The sequence below is a fragment of the Streptomyces sp. NBC_01445 genome (assembly GCF_035918235.1).
Lineage (GTDB): Bacteria > Actinomycetota > Actinomycetes > Streptomycetales > Streptomycetaceae > Streptomyces.
In genome coordinates this window covers 1460091-1479992 of record NZ_CP109485.1, presented here as the reverse complement: position 1 = coordinate 1479992, position 19902 = coordinate 1460091, and the positions used below count along the sequence as shown (strand labels likewise).

The following is a 19902-nucleotide window of genomic DNA, read 5'->3' as shown; positions in this document are numbered from 1 at the left end:
GAGAGGGCGGGCCCGTCACGCGTCGGCGACCGAGTCGAAACTCACCTCGTCCCGCGCCACACCCCGGGCGTCCGCGTCCACCGAGCGGCGCAGCGCCTCATGGAGTTTCGCCGGCGTCAGCACGCCGAGGAAGCGGGCGCCGTCGAGGACGGCGACCCACCCCGCGTCGTGCTGGAGCATCACCCCGAACGCCTGCTTGAGCGGGGCGCCGACAGGGACCCAGGCGTTCATGCGGTGGGCCAGGTCGCCGACCAGCCCGTCCTCGCCCGCGAGCGACACCTCGTCGATGCCCACCCAGCCGTGCAGATCGCCGTCCGCGTCGAGGACGACGGCCCAGCGCGCGTCCTCGTCACGCAGCCGGGCAGCGGCGTCCCGGGCGGGCTCGCCCGCGCGGGCCACCGCGGGCTGGTCCAGGTCGTCCGGCTCGATCTCCGTCACGGAGAGCCTCTTCAGACCACGGTCGGCGCCGACGAACTCGGCGACGTACGGGGTCGCGGGCGTGCCGAGCACCGCACCCGGCGTGTCGAACTGCTCGATACGGCCCTGCCCGTACACGGCGATCCGGTCGCCGAGCCTGACGGCCTCCTCGATGTCGTGCGTGACCAGGAGAACCGTCTTGCGCACGGCGGCCTGCATCCGCAGGAACTCGTCCTGCAACTGCTCGCGGACCACCGGGTCGACCGCGCCGAACGGCTCGTCCATCAGGAGCACCGGCGGGTCGGCGGCGAGCGCGCGGGCCACGCCGACGCGCTGGCGCTGGCCGCCCGACAACTGTTCCGGGTAGCGGGACCCGTACAGCTTCGGGTCGAGTCCGACCAGGTCGAGCAGCTCGGCGGCCCGGGCACGCGCCCTGGACTTCTTCCAGCCGATCAGCGCGGGCACGGTCGCCGTGTTGTCGAGGATCGTGCGGTGCGGGAAGAGGCCGACCTGCTGGATGACGTATCCGATGCGGCGGCGCAGCTTGACCGGGTCGACCTCGGAGATGTCCTCACCGTCGACGAAGATCCGGCCGGACGTGGGTTCGATGAGCCGGTTGACCATCATCATCGTGGTGGTCTTCCCGCAGCCCGACGGGCCGACCAGGGTGACCAGTTCGCCCTCGCCGACCTCGAAGGTCAGGTCGTCCACGGCCATGGTGCCGTCCGCGTACCGCTTGGTGACTTGGTCGAACCGGATCATTCCCTCACGCTAGCCGCGTCCGTCACCCCCCGCTCACCAGCACCACCTCCAGGGTGCGTGGGCCGTGCACGCCCTCGACCCGGTCGAGTTCGATGTCGCTCGTGGCGGACGGACCGGAGATCCACGTCAGGGGACGCGTGGGGTCGAGCCGTTCAAGGGCCTGCGGGACGGAGGAGACGACCTGGTCCGGGACGCGGACGACGCAGATGTGGTGATCGGGGATCAGCGTGATGCGCCTGCGGCCCTGGTCGGGCGAGCCGTCGAGCACGATCGTCCCCGTCTCGGCGATGGCGACCGCGCAGCCGGTGACGACGGCCCCGGACCGGTCCAGCTCCGCGGCGGTGCTGACCGCGCGGTCGTGGATACGCGGCGGGTCGGCGGCCGACATCCACTCGGGCGGCAGCCCCGGCGGTACCAGCACGGTGTCCGGCCACCGCTCGTTGAGCAGCCGCATGATCAGATGGGGCAGCTCCTCCGGGTCCGTGCGGTGCACGATCGCCCGGTAGTCCGCCAGGTTCTCCGCGAGCAGGTCGACGGTCTCCTCGGTGGTCCGGGCGCCGTGCTCGCGCCGGTACTCCCGGTCCACGGCCGTCTCGTACGACTCCGGCGCATCGCCCCGGGGCGCCTCGCCCAGCGCGCGCCGCACCCGGCCCAGGATGATGTCCCTGCTGCTCACTTGCCGCTCTCCTTGTCGCCGTGCGTGCGCTGCCACCAGTCCCTGAACGGCTCCGCCGGCACCAGCGGCAGATCCCGCGTCGCGCTCCAGGCCCGGCCGGGACCGGGGAGCGTACGAGGATGGAAGCGGCGCGTGCGCGAGGCCACGCGCTGGCCGGCGCGCAGCGCCCCGGGGTGGGTGAACGCCCAGCCGGCCGCGCGCATCGCCGCCCGCTCAGCCGCATGCCCCTTCGCCGGCTTCAGGACCACCCTGTTGCCGTGCCGGGTGGCCGGCCCGCCCTGCACGATCCGCTCGCGCAGATGGACGAGGACCTCGGGGATGTCGATGGCGACCGGGCACACCTCGTAGCAGGCGCCGCACAGGCTGGAGGCGTAGGGGAGCGAGGCGTCGATCTCGCTGGCCGTGCCCCTCAGTTGAGGGCTGAGGATCGCGCCGATGGGGCCGGGGTAGACGGAGCCGTATGCGTGCCCGCCGGCCCTCTCGTACACCGGGCACACGTTCAGGCAGGCCGAGCAGCGGATGCAGCGCAGGGCCTGGCGGCCTACCTCGTCGGCGAGGGTGTCGGTGCGGCCGTTGTCGAGGAGGACGAGGTGGAAGGCGCGCGGGCCGTCCGCGGTCTCGGCGTCGCTGGTGCCGGTCCACATCGACGTGTACGGGTTCATGCGCTCGGCTGTCGAGGAGCGGGGGAGCGTCTGGAGGAAGACTTCGAGGTCGCGCCAGGTGGGGACGATCTTCTCGATGCCGACGACGGAGATCAGGGTCTCGGGGAGGGTGAGGCACATGCGGCCGTTGCCCTCGGACTCGACGACGACGAGGGTGCCGGTCTCGGCGACCATGAAGTTGGCGCCGGAGATGCCGACCTTGGCGCGCAGGAACTTCTCGCGAAGGTGGAGGCGCGCGGCCTCGGCCAGCTCGGCGGGTGTGTCGGTGAGGCCTTCGGGGGCGGGGCGGCCCCACGCGCCCATCTCCTTGGCGAAGATGTCGCGGATCTCGCCGCGGTTGCGGTGGATCGCGGGGACGAGGATGTGGGAGGGGCGGTCGTGGCCGAGCTGCACGATCAGTTCGGCGAGGTCGGTCTCGTAGGCGTGGATGCCCTCGGCCTCCAGCGCCTCGTTCAGTCCGATCTCCTGGGTGGCCATCGACTTGACCTTGACCACTTCGGACTCGCCGGTCTCCTTGACCAGGCGCGTCACGATCCGGTTGGCCTCGTCGGCGTCGGCGGCCCAGTGGACGACGCCGCCCGCCGCGGTGACCGCCTCCTCCAACTGCACGAGGTAGGTGTCGAGATGGCGGAGCGTGTGGTCCTTGATCTGCTTGCCGGCCTCGCGCAGGAGCGCCCAGTCGTCGAGCTCCGCGACGGCCTTGGCACGCTTGTCGCGGATGGTGTGTGTGGCGTGCCGGAGGTTCGCGCGCAGGGTGGTGTTGCCGACGGCCTCATGGGCGGCCTTCGGGAATGCAGGCATGCCGACGAAGGTACTGCCGCTCATGACAGGGGCTCCTCTTCCGTGCTCGCCAGGATCTCCGCGATGTGGACGGGGCGCATCGCGGTGTGCAGGCGGGACATCGTGCCGCCGAGGTGCATCAGGCAGGAGTTGTCCGCCGCGCACAGGACGTCGGCGCCGGTCGACCCGGCGTTGCGGACCTTGTCCTCTCCCATCGCCGCCGAGACATCGGAGTTCTTCACCGCGAACGTGCCCCCGAACCCGCAGCACTCCTGCGCACCCGGCAGCTCCTTGATCTCAAGTCCCTTGACCGCCTTGAGCAGTTGGTAGGGCCGCTCGCCGAGGCCGAGGGAGCGCAGGCCGTGGCACGTCGGGTGGTACGTCACCGTGTGCGGGTAGTACGCGCCCACGTCCGTCACGCCGAGCACGTCCACCAGGAACTCGGTGAGCTCGTACGTCTTCGGCACGACCGGCGCCAGAGTGGCCGCGAGCCCGTCGCCGCGGCCCTCCGCGCGGGCGCGCTCGCCCATCCGCGGATACAGCTCGCGCACCATCGCCCCGCATGACCCCGACGGCGTCACGATCGCGTCGTATTCACCGAATACATCGGAGAACTTCCGGGCGAGCGGCTCCGCCTCATGGCGATAGCCGGTGTTGTAGTGCGCCTGCCCGCAACAGGTCTGCCCCATCGGGAAGTCGATGTCGACACCCAGCCTGGTCAGGAGTTTCACCACCGCACGGCCGGTGTCCGGATAGAGCGTGTCGTTGACACACGTCAGGAACAGTGCGACGCGCATCGCGGCCCCTTCGTATCGATCATCGGATGGGTGCAGGGTACGCGGCAGGCGGCCCGGAGGGGAGACACCTGGCGTCACCGTTCGGTGAGACGCCGCTCGGCGGCCCGCCACGCGGCGTGGTTCCCCCGTGGTTCGAACCGGGTCAGGGACTGGGTGCGGGCGAGGAGTTCGCGTATGGCCTCCCGGTCGCCGACGAGGCCATGGGCGCGCGCCTGCACGAGTACGTTGCCCAGGGCCGCCGCCTCGGCCGGGCCCGCCACCACCGGGAGACCGCACGCGTCGGCGGTCAGCTGGCACAGCAGGGCGTTACGGGCGCCGCCGCCCACGATGTGCACGACGTCGACCGCGTGGTCGGCCAGGCGTGCCGCGTCGGCGATCGCCCGCCGGTGCGCGAGCGCCAGGGAGTCGAGGATGCACCGGGTCGTCTCGGCCCGGGTGCGGGGCACGGGCTGGCCCGTGACCCGGCACGCCTCGGCTATGCGCTCGGGCATCCGGCCCGGGGCGAGGAACGCGGCGTCCCCGGCGTCCACCACCGACCGCAGCGGCGCGACGTCCCCCGCCTCCCGCAGCAGCGCTCCCAGTTCGGGATCCCCCCAGGCGTGCAGGCACTCCTGGAGCAGCCACAGGCCCATGATGTTGCGCAGATAGCGGACCGTGCCGTCCAGGCCCAGCTCGTTCGTGAAGTTCGCGGCGCGGCTCGCCTCGCTCAGGACAGGGGCGTCGAGTTCGAGACCGGCCAGCGACCAGGTGCCGGTGCAGATGTAGGCGAACCGCTCGCCGGGTGCGGCTGGGACGGCGGCCACCGCGGAGGCCGTGTCGTGCGAGCCGACGGCCGTCACGGGAACCGGACCCGTCAGCCCCGTCTCGTCCAGGACCTCCGGCAGCAGCTGCCCCGCCGGGTCCCCGGGCCGCCGCAGCGGCGCGAAGAGCCCGAGATCGACTCCGAGGCGCTCGGCGACCGAGGATGCCCACTCACCGGTGCGCGGGTCGATCAGCTGGGTCGTCGAGGCGTTGGTCACCTCAGTGCCCTGCTCGCCGGTCAGCCAGTACGAGATCAGATCGGGGATCAGCAACAGGCGGCGCGCAGCCGCCAGTTGAGCGGATCCCTGTGCCGCCACGAGCTGGTAGAGCGTGTTGAACGGCGCGTACTGCAGCCCAGTCGCCGCGTACAGCTCTGCCGCCGGCACGCTCGCCCACACCTTCTCCGCCACGCCCTCGGTGCGCCCGTCGCGGTAGTGCACGGGCTGGCCGAGCAGCGCGCCGTCCGCGTCGAGGAGGCCGTAGTCCACGGCCCAGCTGTCGATACCGACGGACGCGAGCCGCCCGCCCGCCGTCGCCCCAGCGGCCCGCAGCCCGTCAAGCACACCCGCGTACAGGCCGAGCACGTCCCAGCGCAGCCCCTCCGGAAGCCGCACCGGACGGTTGGGGAAGCGGTGGGCCTCCACCAGGCCGAGGCTGCCGGGGCCGACCCGGCCGATCATGACGCGCCCGCTGGAGGCACCCAGATCGACCGCGGCGAACGCGCCCTCGCGCGCCCCCACCGGACCCCTCGCCACGGAGCTCATCGCAGGAAGGCCGCGGCGACGCCGGCGTCCACGGGTATGTGCAGCCCCGTCGTGTGCGTGAGGTCCCCGGCCGTCAGTGCGAACACCGCGTTCGCGACATGCTCCGGCAGCACCTCGCGCTTGAGGATGGTCCGCTGCGCGTAGAACTCGCCGAGCTTCTCCTCCTCGATCCCGTACGTCGCCGCGCGCTGCGCCCCCCAGCCGCCCGCGAAGATCCCGGAACCGCGCACCACACCGTCCGGATTCACCCCGTTGACCCGGATGCCGTGCTCGCCCAACTCGGCTGCCAGGAGCCGGACCTGATGTGCCTGATCGGCCTTGGTCGCGGAGTACGCGACGTTGTTCGGGCCCGCGAACACCGCGTTCTTCGAGGCGATGTACACGAGGTCGCCGCCCAGCCCCTGAGCCCGCATGACACGGGCGGCCTCGCGCGAGACGAGGAAGGAGCCGCGCGCCATGATGTCGTGCTGGAGGTCCCAGTCCCGGGCCGTGGTCTCCAGGAGTGGCTTCGAGATGGAGATGCCCGCGTTGTTCACCACGAGGTCGACCCCGCCGAACGCCAGGACCGCCGCCCCGAACGCGTCGACGATCTGCTCCTCCGACGTCACATCGACCGTGACGGCCACCGCCTTGTCGGGGCCGCCCAACTCCTCGGCCACGGCAGCCGCGTTGTCCCCGTTCAGATCCGCGACCACCACGCACGCGCCCTCCGCCACGAGCCTGCGGGCGATCGCCTTCCCGATGCCGCTGCCCGCGCCCGTCACGAGCGCGACCCGCGTGGCGAGCGGCTTGGGCTTCGGCATCCGCCGGAGCTTGGCCTCCTCCAGGGACCAGTACTCGATGCGGAACTTCTCCGACTCCTCGATCGGCGCGTACGCCGACACGGCTTCGGCGCCCCGCATCACATTGATCGCGTTGACGTAGAACTCGCCCGCGACGCGCGCCGTCTGCTTGTCCTTGCCGAAGCTGAACATGCCGACGCCGGGCACGAGCACGATCGCCGGATCGGCTCCCCGCATCGCCGGCGAGTCCGGGCCCGCGTGCCGCGCGTAGTAGGCCGCGTACTCCTCGCGGTACTCGGCGTGCAGCTCCTTCAGGCGCGCGACCGCCTCGTCCAGGGGGGCGGACGGCGGCAGGTCGAGGACCAGGGGCCTGACCTTCGTACGGAGGAAGTGGTCGGGGCAGGACGTGCCGAGGGCCGCGAGGCGCGGGTGCTCGGTGCGCGACAGGAAGTCGAGCACGACGTCCGAGTCGTCGAAGTGGCCCACCTGGGGGCGGTCCTGCGAGGCGAGCGCCCTGATGAACGGGGCGAGCGCGGCGGCCCGCTCCCTTCGCGCCGCCGGTCCTGCGCCGGTGTATCCCGCGAGCAGCGGTCCGAACGGCTCGGCCCTGCCCCGCTCGGCGAGGAACGCCTCCGCGGTACGGATGATGTGCAGGGAACGCCGCTCGCACTCCTGTGCCGTGTCGCCCCACGCCGTGATGCCGTGACCGCCGAGGACACAGCCGATCGCGCGCGGGTTGGCCTCCTTGACCGCGGCGATGTCCAGGCCGAGCTGGAACCCGGGCCTGCGCCACGGCACCCACACCACGGTGTCGCCGAAGCACTCGGCGGTCAGCTTCTCCCCGTCCGCGGCGCAGGCGAGCGCGATCCCGGAGTCGGGGTGCAGATGGTCCACGTGCGCCGCGTCCACCAGGCCGTGCATCGCCGTGTCGATGGACGGCGCGGCGCCGCCCCGGCCGTGCAGGCAGTAGTCGACCGCGGCGACCATCTCGTCCTCGCGCTCCACCCCCGGATAGACGCCCTCCAGCGCGCGCAGCCGGTCCAGGCGCAGGACCGCGAGCCCGTCGGCCGTGAGTGTCCCCAGGTCACCGCCCGAGCCCTTGACCCACATCAGCTCGACGTCACCGCCGGTCACCGGGTCGGTCGACGTGCCCTTCGCCGAGGTGTTGCCCCCCGCATAGTTCGTATTGCGCGGATCCGCGCCCAACCGGTGTGAACGTTCGAGGAGTTCGTTCACGCATGCGTGCTGCTCCGCCATGTCGCTCATGCCCCCCATCCGGCCTGTACGCCTCCGACGCGGTCCTTCACGATCCGCTCCTGCCATCCTGACCGCCGGTAGGCCGCCATGGGATCCGGGTCGAGCCCCAGCTCTTCCCTGACCTCCCCCAGTAGGGGACGCACGTCCGTGTTGTACGCGTCCATCAGCACCCCGTTGGCCGCCAGCACGTCGCCCTCCCGCTGCGCCGCCGCGAGCGCCCCGGTGTCGATGAGCAGCGCCTTGGCCGTCGCCTCCTGGACGTTCATCACCGAGCGGATGATCGCGGGGATCTTGGCCTCGATGTTGTGGCACTGGTCGAGCATGAACGCGATCCCGGAGTCGGCGTCCAGACCGCCGCCCCGCCGCACCTCGTACAGGATCCTGAACAGCTGGAAGGGGTCCGCCGCGCCGACCATCAGGTCGTCGTCCGCGTAGAAGCGCGAGTTGAAGTCGAACGCGCCGAGCCGGCCCTCCCGCAGCAGGAACGCGACGATGAACTCGATGTTGGTGCCCGGCGCGTGATGCCCGGTGTCCACACACACCTGCGCCTTCTCGCCGAGTTTGAGGCAGTGCGCGAACGACGTGCCCCAGTCGGGCACGTCGGTGGCGTAGAAGGCGGGCTCGAAGAGCTTGTACTCGAGCACCATGCGCTGGTCGTCGCCCAGCCGCTCGTACACGGTCCGCAGTGCCTCTTCGAGCCGGTCCTGGCGGTCCCTGAGGTCGTCCTGGCCGGGGTAGTTGGTGCCGTCGGAGAACCACAGCTTCAGATCGCGCGAGCCGGTGGCGTCCATGATGTCGACGCACTCCAGGAGGTGGCCGACGGCCTTGCGCCGCACCGCGGGGTCCGGGTTGGTGACGCTGCCCAGCTTGTAGTCGTCGTCCTGGAAGACATTGGAGTTGACCGCGCCCAGCTTCACGCCGCGCTCCTCGGCGTACGCGGCGAGCTTCGCGTATCCCTCGGGTCCGCCCTCGACGCGGTCCCACGGTATGTGCAGCGCCACGGTCGGCGCGGCCCCCGTGAACGCGTGGACCTGCGCGGCGTCGTCGAGCTTCTCCCGCGGGGTGCGGGGCACGCCGGCCTGGGCGAACACCTTGAAGCGGGTGCCCGAGTTTCCGTATGCCCAGGACGGTGTCTCGATCGACTGGCGCTTCAGGACGGCCTTGGCGGCCGCTGTCCGCGCCTCGTGTGCTGTGGACCCGGTCATGTCTCTCCTGTGAACGAACGATCGTTGTGAAACGATTCAAAGCCTGACGCTAAAGGGCCGTGCGGGGTGTGTCAACGGCCCCGCACGGCCTTGTCGGTGACGCGCCTGCGACCCGATCGCCCAGGCCGCAGGCACAGTTCAGCTCGCGTGCGTCAGCGTGAAGCGGTGGGTGCCCGGCGCGAGACCGGAGACCGTCACACGGCCGGAGTCCAGGCGCACCCCGGGCGCCGCGGATCTGCCGTCCCGCCAGAGCGTCCGCCCGCCGGAACGCACGGTCGCGCCCCGGCCGTCCGTGGGCAGCGCGAGGGCCCCCCGAGTGCCCCGCGGCGCACGTACGGTCAAGGCGAACGTGTCGCCCTCACGCTCCCATTCCACCGCCAACGGCCCGTGTGGTGTGGGTAGTTCACCCCGCGCCCAGCGCACCGAGCCGGTGCACGGACGCACCTCCCAAGCGGCGTACCCAGGCGAGGTCGGCTTGGCGCCGAGCAGCTGATGGGTGAGCGCGGGCAGCACTCCGGTGGACCACCCGTGCGCCATGCTCGTGTACGCGCCCTCGTACAGCGAGCCGTTCGGGCCGATGCCCTCCCAGTGCGTGATGCCGGGGTCGTGGCTCTCCATCCACCCGTAGGTGCGCTTGATCTGGTCGATCGCCGAGTCGGCCAGACCGTTCTCGAAGCGCGCCACGAACTCCGGGTACGAGGTGAAGGCGTACACCCGCTGGGAGGCACCGCCGAAGAGGGTGTCGTTGTCCATGAAGGCGTTGCCGTACCGGCGTTTCGTCGTCGTGTCCAGGTGGGCGAGAGCCGACGCCGCCCGCTCCGCGCCCGCGACGCCCGACGTGATGGCGATCGCGTTGCCGTCCTGCGCGTGCCGGACGGCGCCGGTCGCGGAGTCCAGATAGGCGCCCGCCGCCTCGTCCCACAGATGCGTGTTGACCGCCTGGGCGACCTTGTCCGCCCGCTCCCGCCACCGCGCCGCGTCCGCGTCATGGCCCACGTGTTCCGCGATACGGGCCGCGTCCCTCAGCGCCTGCACATAGTTGGCGTTGTAGTAGGTGATGCGCCCTGTGCGCCCGAGGAACGCGTAATCCCCGTACCCGGACGTGCCGTTGAGGCCCTTGCTCAGCAGGCCCGCGTCGTCCGTCACGCTCGGGTACCACGTGTCGAGGACCTCGACGAGCTGTGGGTAGTAGCGCTCGGCGTAGTCCTTGTCGCCGGTGTAGAGGACGTAGTCCCAGCTGCACGTCACCCACCACAGCGGGTAGTCGAACAGCGGGAGCGTGTAGTGGTTGATGGAGGCCGGCGGGATCCAGCCGTCGGCCCGCTGGTGCTCGGCGAGGTCCGCCAGCACGTTGCGCGCGGCCTCGGCCGCGTCGTCGTGCGTGAGATAGAGGGTGCGCCCCGCCACCGCCACGTCGCCGACGTACGGATCACGGTCCCGCTTCGCGCCGTCGTGCAGGACGAGCTTCCCGTCGAGCGACGCGCTGAAGGCGTCCCGCGGGTCCACGTCGTCCTCGCGGAACGTGTCGACGACCAGCTCGTTCGTGTAGGAGGCGCCGTACCAGTAGCGGTTCAGCTCCTCGTCGGAGCACAGGAACCAGCCGCGGTACGACTGCGGTGTGCCGAGATACGCCGTGAAGTCGAGCGACACGGAGTCCACGGCCACGGTGCCCCACGGCTGTGCGGCGGGAGCGTCGGACGGCAGCGCGTCCAGCGTGATCCTGAGATAGCGGAAGCCGTGCAGGCCGTCCGCGTACACCTTGTCGCCGCCCGAGGCGTAGCCCTTTCGGTCCGTCCACTTGGCGCCGCCCGCAGGGACGGCGTACTGGTCCGTTCCCTTCGAGGCGCCGCCCGCCTGGTCGTTGCGGGTGAAGTCGGAGCGGTCGGTGAGGAACTGGAGCGTCTCGGAGAAGGCGAGGCGCACCCCCGGGTGGTTGTCGGACGCCGAGGCGAAGTCGACCATCGGGTAGCCGACAACGACCTTGCCGAAGTCGAGCGTCACGCTCGGCGCCACCACCGGGTCCACGGCCTCGGGCCAGACCTCGTTGATCCGCGTGAACACGCCCCGCCCGAGGTCCTGGGCCGACGTGACCGTGATCCGCACCCGCGCCGTGGACACCGGCGCGTCGAAGCGGACGGCGCGCTGCACCGCGCTGTTGCCGGTGACGGCGGCGACCTTCCGCCAGTCCGAGTCCACCCAGGCGTCCACAGTGAAGTCGGTGGGGACGCCGTCCGTGTCGGACACCACGGTCAGGCCCGACAGCGTGAGCGCATCGGGCGCCGTCACCGTCAGGGTGTCGGGGAAGGCGCGCTCGGTGTCGTCGTTCCAGAACGTGTCGAGGTCGGCGTCGACGGCGTGCTGCGCGTCGTACGTGCGCGGTTGGCCGTCCCCTCCATTGTTGCCGGCGTGCGTGGTGGAGCCTTCCGCGGTGGTTCCGTCGGGCCAGCGCGGTGGCGCGGGAGGCTCGGGGCGGCGCAGGACGGTGACCTGGCCGCCGGGTTCGAGGAGGGCGTCGGGACGCGTCACGTCACCGGCGGACCGGACGATCCGTACCGGTCGCACCGTACGGCTGGACGGCGCCTGGACGTAGCGGTGCCAGGCCGCATCCGCGACCGGTCCGGCGGCCGATCCCTGAACCGGCGTCGCAGCCGCGGCCGTTCCCGGGCCCAGGAGGGGCAGCCCGGCCGCGGCCAGCACCGCCCCGCCCACACCCGCTCCGAGCACGGCGCGCCGGTCGGGCCCCTGTGCTGTCTTCACTTCATCCGTCACGTCTGTGTGCCTCCGTCTGCCCGCACCGGGACCGGGCAGGAGTGAATCGATTTAGGCATGGGCTCATCTGGGCCTCGCGGTACGTCAGTTGGAGAAGCGGTGAGTGCCGGACGCCGCCGCGAAGACGGCACACCCGTCGTCCATGCGGAGGAACTTCGCCGCGCCGTGGGCGACCTCGGCCGCGTCGGAAGCGGGGATCCACACCTCGGCGGTCGTGTTGGCCGGCACGGTGAGCGTGAGCCGGAACCCGTCGGAGTCCACCGACCACTTGGTGCTGATCGGCCCCTGGACGGAGTCGTAGCGCCCTTCCGCTCGCGTGATCCCGCCACCGGGCCGTGGCCGCACGAGGATCTTGCGGAAGCCCGGCTCGGCCGGCGCGATACCGGCGATGTTCGCGTACATCCACTCGCCGACCGAGCCGTACGCGTAGTGGTTGAACGAGTTCATCCCGGCGTCCTGGAAGCTGCCGTCCGGCCTGATGGAGTCCCAGCGCTCCCACATCGTCGTCGCGCCCCTGTCGATCTGGTAGCCCCAGCTGGGGAACGACCGCTGGACGAGCAGCCGGTAGGCGACGTCGGTGTGACCGGCCGCGGTGAGGACCGGCAGCAGGCGCGGAGTGCCGAGGAACCCCGTCGACAGGTGCCAGTCCTTGGCCTTGATGAGAGCGACGAGACGGTCGGCGGCGGGACCCCGGTCGGCCTCCGCGAGCAGGTCCATCGACAGCGCGAGCACATACGCGGTCTGCGTGTCGCCCTTCACCTTGCCGCCGTCCGAGACGTACGCCGCGCGGAACGCGTCACGCACACTGCCGAACAGCGAGGTGTACGGGGCCGGGTCCTTGCCCAGCGCCTTCGCCGCCCGCGCGACGAGGTCGGCGGCGTGGGCGAAGTAGGCCGTGCCGATGACGTCCTTGGGCGTCTCGTCCTGGAGGTTGAGCCAGTCGCCGAAGCCCTCGGCGGGGCGCAGGAAACCGCTGCTGTGCTTCTCCAGGTAGTCGAGCCACTTCAGCATCGACGCCCAGGACTGTTCGAGGACGCGCGTGTCGCCGTACGCCTGGTACAGCGCCCAGGGGACGGTCACGCCCGCGTCGCCCCAGCCCGCGACGCCGTTGCCGACGCCGGGCATGTCGGGGGCCACGTTCGTGAAGGCGCCCTCGTCGCTCTGGCCGTCGCGCAGGTCGCCGAGCCACTTGGTGAGGAAGCGGGCCGACTCCATGTTGTAGGCGGCCGTCGGCGCGAAGACGTTGATGTCGCCGGTCCAGCCGAGCCGCTCGTCGCGTGCCGGAGTGTCGGTGGGGATGGAGACGAAGTTGCCGCGCTGCCCCCAAGTGATGTTCTGGTGCAGCTGGTTGAGCATCGGCACGTTCGTCGAGAAGTCCATGGTGAAGGGCGCCGACGTGTGGATGACCCGCCCCACGACGGCGTTGAGCGGCGGCTTGCCGGGGTAGCCGGTCACCTCGACGTAGCGGAAGCCGTGGAAGGTGAACCGCGGCTCGTAGGTCTCCTTGCCGCCGCCCTTGAGCGTGTACGTGTCGGTGGCCTTCGCCGTCCGGAGGTTGGCGGTGTAGATCGTGCCGTCCGGGTTGAGGACCTCGGCGTGCCGCAGCCGCACGGTGGTGCCGGCCTTCCCGGCGACGGTGAGGCGGACCGCGCCGACCATGTTCTGGCCGAGGTCGTAGACGAACACGCCGGGCTTCGGCTCGGTCATCTTCCGTGCGGGCAGGTCGCGTTCGAGGCGGGTGGGGCCGCCCGCCTCGGCCACGAGGGCCGCGCTCACCTTGTCGACGGCGGCGGCCGCTACCCAGCCGGAGTCGTCGAACCCGGCGCGCGTCCAGCCGTCGGTCTCCAGACGCGCGTCGTACTCCTCGCCCGCCATCAGGTCGGCCTCGGTGACGGGTCCGGTCGAGGCGCGCCAGTCCGTGCCGGACAGCACCCGCTCGGTCGAACCGTCGGTGTACGTGACCTCCAACTGGGCCAGGAACGCGGGCCGTTCGCCGTACTGATGCGGACCGAACCAGGCGATGTTCCCGGCGTACCAGCCGGCGGCGACGGTCGCCCCGAGCGCGTTGGCCCCGGATTTCACCAGCTTCGTCACGTCGTACGTCTGGTACTGGACGCGCTTGCGGTAGTCCGTCCAGCCCGGTGCGAGCCGGTCCTCGCCGACCCGCTCGCCGTTGATGTGGGCCTCGTACAGGCCGAGCGCCGACGCGTAGAGGCGCGCCCGCGCGACGGACCTGCCCTTGAGCCGGAACTCGTGGCGCAGCTGGGCGGCGGGGGAGTGCGACGGCGCGACCTTGCCCCACGGGCCCGAACCCCACTTCGCGAGCGCCTTCGCCGCCTTCCACGAGGAGTCGTCGAAGCCGGCCGACTTCCAGTCACCGGCGGGCTCCTGGTCGGCGGCCTTCCAGTCGGCGCCCGTGGCGAAGGTCTTCACCCCGTCCGCCGTCGTCAGCTCCAGGAGGCCGAGGAGGCCGGCGGGGCTGTCCGTGGCGTTGACGGCGGCGACGGCCAGCACGGCGCTACCGGAGCGGAGTTGGGCGGTGACGTCGACGACGGCCGGGCGGCGCCAGTTCTCCGCCGGGCCGTCCGGGTCGGCGTGCGCCACCTCGGTGCCGTTCACGTACGCGGTGTAGCCGTCGTCGGCGGTCATCACCAGGCGGGCCCGGGTCAGGCCTTCGGGTACGTCGGCACGGCCGCGGAAGTAGCGGGTTCCCGCCGGGGCGCCGGCGGCCGGGTCGCCCTCGGGGAACCAGATCCAGGAGGCGTCGTCGAGCGCGGGCGTCCCGATCAGCGCCGCGGGCGCGCCGATCCACCGGGCCGACCAGTCCGACGCGGCGGTCAGACCGGTCTCCCACCAGGACGGCTCGCTCCACTCGGAGGCCCGGCCCGTGGTGTCCCAGATTCGGACCGACCAGTAGTAGCGGGTACGCGCGGCCAGGGCGGGGCCCGCGTAGGGGACGAGGGTGGACTCGGGGGAGTCGACCTTTCCGCTGTCCCACACGTCGGGGTCGCCGAGGCGGCTCGCGGTGGTGGCGACGCGTATCTGATAGGCGCTTTGGGCCCGGCCCGGTTCGTCCGACTCCAAGGGCCAACTCAGCCTGGGATGCGGCACGTCGAGGCCGAGCGGGTGGCTCACGTACTCGACGGTGGGCGCGCTCACGCGCACGGCCTTCGCGGCCCGAGCCCCTGCGGCGGCTCCCGAGGCGGGCGCGGCCTGCGCGGCTCCCGGTGCGGCGGAGGCGATGGCCGTCCCCAGGGCGGCTGTCGCGGTCGTGCTGAGCAGTCGTCTTCTGCTGATCACACTCGGCTCCATACGACTCGGCTATGAATCGTTTCAGGGAGGGAAGCTAGAGTGACGAAAGTGGCCTGTCAAGGGTTTGCCGCAGCGTCGCAACGGGTTGACGGATTTCCAAGTCCCCACCATTGACGCCGCTGTTGGTACGGGGCTAGCTTCCGTGCAATCTGTTTGAAACCTTTCATAGTCAGCTCTTCAGACCCGATCGGTGCCATTCCCATGAGAGAGCCCCCCGTCCTGGCCGTAGAGGGACTCGACAAGTCCTTCGGTGCCGTGCGCGCCCTCCACGGCGTGTCCCTGCAGCTCCACGCCGGAGAGGCACACGCCCTCGCCGGAGAGAACGGCGCGGGGAAGTCCACCCTCATCAAGACGCTCGCCGGGGTCCACCGGCCCGACGCCGGCACCGTGCTCATCGACGGCGAGCCCGTCACCCTGCACGGACCCGCCGACGCCCGCGACGCCGGGATCGCGGTCATCTACCAGGAGCCCACGCTCTTTCCGGACCTCTCCGTCGCCGAGAACATCTTCATGGGGCGCCAGCCCCGCCGCTCCCTCGGCCGGATCGACCACAAGGCGGTCAACGCCGCGGCCGCCGCGCTCTTCGCGCGCCTCGGCGTCGACCTCGACCCCGAGCAGCCCGCGCGCGGCCTGTCCATCGCCGACCAGCAGATCGTCGAGATAGCCAAGGCGCTCTCCTTCGACGCCCGGGTCCTGATCATGGACGAGCCGACCGCCGCGCTCACCGGCAGCGAAGTGGCCCGCCTCTTCGCCGTGGTGCGCACCCTGCGCGAACAGGGCTCCGCCATCCTCTTCATCTCCCACCGCCTGGAGGAGATCTTCGGGCTCTGCCAGCGCGTCACGACGCTGCGCGACGGGACCCTGATCGCGAGCGAACCCGTCGAGGGCCTGACCGAGGACGATCTCGTACGCCGCATGGTCGGCCGCGACCTCGACGAGCTCTACCCCAAGCAGGCAACCGACATCGGCGCGGTCGCCCTGAGCGTGCGCCGCCTCACCCGCGAAGGCGTCTTCACCGACGTGTCGTTCGACGTGCGGCGCGGCGAGATCGTCGGCCTCGCGGGGCTCGTCGGCGCCGGTCGCAGTGAGGTCGCCCGGGCGGTCTTCGGCATCGACCGCCGGGACGCGGGCACCGTCGAGGTCGACGGCCGCGCGCTCGTCAACGGCGCCCCGAGCACCGCTATGGCCGCCGGACTCGCCCTCGTGCCCGAGGACCGGCGCGCCCAGGGCCTCGTGATGGGCATGTCGATCGAACGCAACATCGGGCTCACGGGGTTGCGCACGACCGCGCGGGCCGGACTCATGGACCGTGGGGCCGAGCGCAGCCGCTCACTGGACTGGGCCATGAAGCTCCAGGTCAAGTACGCGCGGATCGCCGACGCGGTCGGCACCCTGTCCGGCGGCAACCAGCAGAAGGTCGTCCTCGCCAAGTGGCTCGCCACCGGCCCCCGCGTGCTGATCGTCGACGAGCCGACGCGCGGCATCGACGTCGGCACCAAGGCCGAGGTGCACCGGCTGCTGTCCGGACTCGCCGCGGACGGCGTCGCGGTGCTGATGATCTCGTCAGACCTGCCGGAGATCCTCGGCATGGCCGACCGCGTACTCGTCATGCACGAGGGCCGCCTCACGGCGGAGATCCCGCGTACCGAGGCGACGGAGGAGTCCGTGATGGCCGCGGCGACGGGGAGGGCGGCGTGATGCGTGGCCCGAGCGAAGCGAACCCCGGAAGGAGGACCCCATGACCGTCACCGCGCAGCCGCCCGCGCCCGCTGTCGATCCCGACAAGGCCGGCGGTACCCGGCTCGTCGACCGGGTCTTCAAGATGCGTGAACTCGCCATCCTGCTCGTCTTCCTGGTGATGATCGGCGTCACCCAGGCCGGAAACAGCGAGTTCCTCTCGGAGCAGGGCATCAAGGACCTGCTCCTCAACGCCACCATCCTCGTCCTCGTCGCCACCGGGCAGGCGCTGGTCGTCATCACGCGGAACGTCGACCTGTCCGTCGGCTCGACCCTCGGCATCAGCGCCTTCGCCGCCGGTGACTACCTCCACGGCGGCGGCAACTCCGTCGTCGCGATCACGCTCGCCGTCGCCCTGGGCGTCGGCTGCGGGCTCCTCAACGGTGCCCTCGTCAGCCTCGGCCAGGTACCGGCCCTCGTCGTCACCCTCGGCACGCTCTACGTCATCCGCGGCATCGACTCCATCTGGGTCGGCTCGCGGCAGATCACCGCGTCCGATCTGCCGGGCGGATACGTCGACTTCGGCTCCGGCGGCATCTCCGCGGTGCCGTATCTCGCGCTGATCGCCCTCGCCGTCCTGATCGCGGTGGCGTACTACCTGCGGCATTTCGGCGGCGGGCGCGAGCTGTACGCGCTCGGCTCCAACCCGGAGGCCGCGCGCCTCGCGGGCATCCCCGTGCGCCGCCGGATCCTCGCCGCGTACACCGCGTGCGGGGCGCTCGCCGGGCTCGCGGGCGCCCTGTACCTGGCCCGCTTCGGCAACGTCGACTCCGCCACCGGCAACGGCTACGAACTCACCGTCGTCAGCGCCGTCGTGGTCGGCGGCGTCGCCTTCACCGGCGGCTCCGGCAGCGTCTACGGCGCGGCCCTCGGCGCGCTCCTGCTGACGTCCATCAACAGCGTGCTGCCGGCCCTGGGCGTCAGCTCGGTGTGGGTGCTCGCGATCAACGGCGTCCTGCTGGTCCTGGCCATCGCCGTCGACCGGGTCGTCGCCCTGCGCGTCGCGAAGGCACTGAAGAAGAGGAACGCCCGCCATGGCTGATCTCCCCCTCGCCCGCGCCGTCCGGTGGGACACCGTGGTGGGCGCACTCCTGGTGGTGCTGCTCCTGGCGTCGTTCTCCTTCGTCGACGGCTTCGGCAACGCGCTCAACCTGTCGTTCCTGCTCGGCAACACCCTGCCCATCGCGCTGATCGCGCTCCCGATGACCCTCCTGGTGGTCGCCGGCGAGATCGACCTCTCCGTCGCCTCGACGGCCGGCCTGTCCGGGGCCGTGATGGGCTCCCTGTGGAACGCGGGCATGGCCATCGAGACGATCATCCCGCTGTGCCTCGTCCTCGGCATCGTCTGCGGGCTCGTCAACGGGCTCCTGGTGACCCGTCTCGGGCTGCCCTCCCTCGCCGTGACCATCGGCACCATGGCCGCCTACCGCGGCATCGCCCAGATCATCCTCGGCTCGGACGCGGTCACCGACTTCCCCTCGCAGTACCTGGACTTCGCGGCGGGACGCATCGGCGACACCTTCCTGCCGTACGCGTTCCTGCCCTTCCTCGCGCTGCTCGCGATCGCGGTCGTCATCCTGCACGCGACGCCGTTCGGCCGCTCCCTCTTCGCGATCGGTGCCAACGAGGAGGCGGCGCGCTTCGCCGGTATCCGCGTCCGGCGCCACAAGCTGTGGCTGTTCGTCGCCACCGGCCTCATGGCCTCCCTGACCGGCGTGTTCTGGGCCCTGCACTACGCCAGCGCCCGCTACGACAACGCCACCGGGCTCGAACTGTCCGTCGTCGCCGCCGTGCTGCTCGGCGGCATCGACTTCGACGGAGGCAAGGGCACACTCGGCGGCGCGATCGCCGGAGTGTTCCTGCTCGGCGCCCTCCAGAACGCGATGAGCCTGCTCAATGTCTCCGCCCAGTCGCAGATCGTCGTCACCGGCGTCCTGCTCGTCGTCTCCGTGCTCGGACCCCGCGTCGCCCGGCAGCTCGCGACCGCCCGAGCGGGCCGCCAGGCCACCACCCCCTCGCACTGACCTCACGTACCGCCCGAAAGGGGCCCACGATGTCCGCACCCGCACTCCGCCGAGCCTGCCTCGCGCTCGCCGCCGTCACCTCGCTCGCGCTCGCCGCCACCGCGTGCGGCGGCACCACCAAGGACTCGGCGAAGGACGACGACGCCGGCACGTCCTCCCACGCCAAGGCCGACCCGGGAGCCGCGACCAAGAAGGGCCTGAAGGTCGCCTTCCTGCCCAAGCAGGTCAACAACCCGTACTTCACGACCGCCGACAAGGGCGGCGAGAAGGCCGTCACCGAGCTCGGCTCGACGTACAAGGAGACCGGCCCCAACAGCGCCACCGACACCAGCGGGCAGGTCAGTTACGTCAACACGCTCACCCAGCAGCAGGTCGACGCCATGGCCGTCTCGGCGCAGGACCCCGGCGCCCTGTGCACCGCCCTCAAGCAGGCCATGAAGAACGGCATCAAGGTCGTCACGTACGACTCGGACACCAAGCCCGAGTGCCGTAACGCGTTCGTCTCGCAGGCCAGCGCCGAGGCGCTCGGCCGCACCCAGGTCCAGCTCCTGGGTGAACAGATCGGCTACAAGGGCGACATCGCGATCCTGTCCGCCGCGCAGACCGCGACGAACCAGAACACCTGGATCGACTTCATGAAGGACGAGCTGAAGAAGCCCAAGTACAAGGACATGAAGCTGGTGAAGGTCGCGTACGGCAACGACGACGCCCAGCAGTCCTTCCAGCAGACCCAGGGCCTCCTCCAGGAACACCCCGAGCTCGCCGGGATCATCTCCCCGACCACCGTCGGCATCAAGGCCGCCGCCCAGTACCTGTCCGGCTCCAAGTACAAGGGCAAGGTCGCCCTGACCGGCCTCGGCACCCCCAACGACATGCGCAAGTACGTCAAGAACGGCACCGTCGAGGGCTTCGAGCTGTGGGACCCGGCCAAGCTCGGCGAGCTCGCCGCCCGCACCGCCGTCGCGCTGTCCTCCGGGCAGATCACCGGCAAGGAGGGCGAGACCTTCAAGGCCGGCGGCATGGGCACCTTCACCATCGGCAAGGACGGTGTGATCGACCTCGGCAAGCCCACCGTCTTCGACCGGAAGAACATCGACGACTACCACTTCTGAGGGCGCCGTCCACCGAGTCCCCCGTCCCCACCGCCACCAGCGCAT

The 19902-nt window shown here is 71.2% G+C and carries 13 protein-coding genes; 4 read left to right on the top strand and 9 right to left on the bottom strand.

What is annotated here, in order from left to right; all coding sequences use genetic code 11:
* Window positions 1-15: 15 nt before the first annotated feature.
* The 9 genes from OG574_RS06995 to OG574_RS06955 form a co-directional block, all read right to left on the bottom strand.
* Window positions 16-1179, bottom strand: coding sequence for an ABC transporter ATP-binding protein (locus OG574_RS06995; protein ID WP_326772377.1), 1164 nt, complete (start codon window positions 1177-1179; stop codon window positions 16-18).
* A gap of 22 nt (window positions 1180-1201) precedes the next feature.
* Complete coding sequence (locus OG574_RS06990) at window positions 1202-1855, bottom strand: LutC/YkgG family protein (protein ID WP_326772376.1); 654 nt, start codon at window positions 1853-1855, stop codon at window positions 1202-1204.
* Window positions 1852-3342: a LutB/LldF family L-lactate oxidation iron-sulfur protein gene (locus OG574_RS06985; RefSeq protein ID WP_100593034.1), complete on the bottom strand. Its 1491-nt coding sequence runs from the start codon at window positions 3340-3342 to the stop codon at window positions 1852-1854. The genes OG574_RS06990 and OG574_RS06985 overlap by 4 nt, the downstream gene beginning before the upstream one ends.
* On the bottom strand, window positions 3339-4094 hold the full coding sequence (locus tag OG574_RS06980) for a (Fe-S)-binding protein (protein WP_326772375.1): 756 nt from the start codon (window positions 4092-4094) through the stop codon (window positions 3339-3341). The genes OG574_RS06985 and OG574_RS06980 overlap by 4 nt, the downstream gene beginning before the upstream one ends.
* A 74-nt stretch (window positions 4095-4168) precedes the next feature.
* Entirely contained in the window at window positions 4169-5659 is a 1491-nt protein-coding gene (locus OG574_RS06975; protein WP_398376936.1) for a rhamnulokinase family protein, read from the bottom strand.
* Complete coding sequence (locus OG574_RS06970) at window positions 5656-7698, bottom strand: bifunctional aldolase/short-chain dehydrogenase (protein WP_326778387.1); 2043 nt, start codon at window positions 7696-7698, stop codon at window positions 5656-5658. Before OG574_RS06970 ends, OG574_RS06975 begins: the two co-directional genes overlap by 4 nt.
* 5 nt (window positions 7699-7703) lie before the next feature.
* On the bottom strand, window positions 7704-8903 hold the full coding sequence (gene rhaI, locus OG574_RS06965; protein ID WP_326772374.1) for an L-rhamnose isomerase: 1200 nt from the start codon (window positions 8901-8903) through the stop codon (window positions 7704-7706).
* Between the two features lie 138 nt (window positions 8904-9041).
* The gene (locus OG574_RS06960; protein ID WP_326772373.1) at window positions 9042-11672 is read right to left on the bottom strand and encodes an alpha-L-rhamnosidase-related protein; all 2631 of its coding nucleotides are present in this window, start codon (window positions 11670-11672) and stop codon (window positions 9042-9044) included.
* A gap of 84 nt (window positions 11673-11756) precedes the next feature.
* Window positions 11757-14972, bottom strand: a complete 3216-nt coding sequence (locus OG574_RS06955) for an alpha-L-rhamnosidase (RefSeq protein WP_326772372.1) — start codon at window positions 14970-14972, stop codon at window positions 11757-11759.
* Between the two features lie 213 nt (window positions 14973-15185).
* On the opposite strand from OG574_RS06955, the gene OG574_RS06950 reads away from it, so the two are divergent.
* The 4 genes from OG574_RS06950 to rhaS are packed head-to-tail and all read left to right on the top strand — an operon-like array spanning window position 15186 to window position 19857.
* On the top strand, window positions 15186-16682 hold the full coding sequence (locus tag OG574_RS06950; protein WP_100593040.1) for a sugar ABC transporter ATP-binding protein: 1497 nt from the start codon (window positions 15186-15188) through the stop codon (window positions 16680-16682).
* A 40-nt stretch (window positions 16683-16722) separates the two neighbouring features.
* Window positions 16723-17763 (top strand): ABC transporter permease, encoded by a 1041-nt coding sequence (locus OG574_RS06945; RefSeq protein WP_326772371.1) that lies wholly within the window; start codon window positions 16723-16725, stop codon window positions 17761-17763.
* Window positions 17756-18745, top strand: a complete 990-nt coding sequence (locus tag OG574_RS06940) for an ABC transporter permease (RefSeq protein WP_326772370.1) — start codon at window positions 17756-17758, stop codon at window positions 18743-18745. The genes OG574_RS06945 and OG574_RS06940 overlap by 8 nt, the downstream gene beginning before the upstream one ends.
* 29 nt (window positions 18746-18774) lie before the next feature.
* On the top strand, window positions 18775-19857 hold the full coding sequence (gene rhaS, locus OG574_RS06935; RefSeq protein ID WP_326772369.1) for a rhamnose ABC transporter substrate-binding protein: 1083 nt from the start codon (window positions 18775-18777) through the stop codon (window positions 19855-19857).
* Window positions 19858-19902: the final 45 nt, after the last annotated feature.

What these genes read in the sequence shown, in the direction of transcription:
- OG574_RS06995 (WP_326772377.1), bottom strand. Translation starts at nt 1,179, where the DNA reads ATGATCCGGTTCGACCAAGTCACCAAGCGGTACGCGGACGGCACCATG.
- OG574_RS06985 (WP_100593034.1), bottom strand. Translation starts at nt 3,342, where the DNA reads ATGAGCGGCAGTACCTTCGTCGGCATGCCTGCATTCCCGAAGGCCGCC.
- OG574_RS06980 (WP_326772375.1), bottom strand. Translation starts at nt 4,094, where the DNA reads ATGCGCGTCGCACTGTTCCTGACGTGTGTCAACGACACGCTCTATCCG.
- OG574_RS06975 (WP_398376936.1), bottom strand. Translation starts at nt 5,659, where the DNA reads ATGAGCTCCGTGGCGAGGGGTCCGGTGGGGGCGCGCGAGGGCGCGTTC.
- OG574_RS06970 (WP_326778387.1), bottom strand. Translation starts at nt 7,698, where the DNA reads ATGGCGGAGCAGCACGCATGCGTGAACGAACTCCTCGAACGTTCACAC.
- rhaI (WP_326772374.1), bottom strand. Translation starts at nt 8,903, where the DNA reads ATGACCGGGTCCACAGCACACGAGGCGCGGACAGCGGCCGCCAAGGCC.
- OG574_RS06950 (WP_100593040.1), top strand. Translation starts at nt 15,186, where the DNA reads ATGAGAGAGCCCCCCGTCCTGGCCGTAGAGGGACTCGACAAGTCCTTC.
- OG574_RS06945 (WP_326772371.1), top strand. Translation starts at nt 16,723, where the DNA reads ATGACCGTCACCGCGCAGCCGCCCGCGCCCGCTGTCGATCCCGACAAG.
- OG574_RS06940 (WP_326772370.1), top strand. Translation starts at nt 17,756, where the DNA reads ATGGCTGATCTCCCCCTCGCCCGCGCCGTCCGGTGGGACACCGTGGTG.
- rhaS (WP_326772369.1), top strand. Translation starts at nt 18,775, where the DNA reads ATGTCCGCACCCGCACTCCGCCGAGCCTGCCTCGCGCTCGCCGCCGTC.